The 248-nt window shown below is 72.2% G+C and carries 1 protein-coding gene; it reads left to right on the top strand.

Annotation, left to right across the window (positions count from 1 at the left end):
- Nucleotides 1–33: 33 nt before the first annotated feature.
- Nucleotides 34–248, top strand: a 215-nt coding sequence (locus SB773_RS33770) for a substrate-binding domain-containing protein (protein WP_410594837.1), incomplete at its 3' end; no start/stop codon positions are given.

The raw sequence follows: 248 nt of genomic DNA, 5'->3' as shown, positions 1-248 counted from the left end.
GCGCAGGCACGCGCGCACGGGTACCGCACGGAGTTGGGGGAGGCCGGGCTCGAGGCCCCGTCGGTGCGGGAGGGCGACTGGACGGCCGAATCCGGGTACCGCCTGGGCCTCCACGTGCTCGATGACGCCGCTGTGACCGCCGTGTTCGCCTCCAACGACCAGATGGCACTCGGCGTCTATCACGCAGCGAACGAGCGGGGCCGCCGCATCCCCGACGACCTGAGCGTGGTCGGCTTCGACGACATCCC

It is taken from the genome of Bacillus sp. SIMBA_074 (assembly GCF_046534555.1).
GTDB classification, from domain to species: Bacteria; Bacillota; Bacilli; order Bacillales; family Bacillaceae_G; genus Bacillus_A; species Bacillus_A mycoides.
Note: the sequence above shows the minus strand (reverse complement) of the source record. Positions and strands in the feature narration are given on the sequence as shown.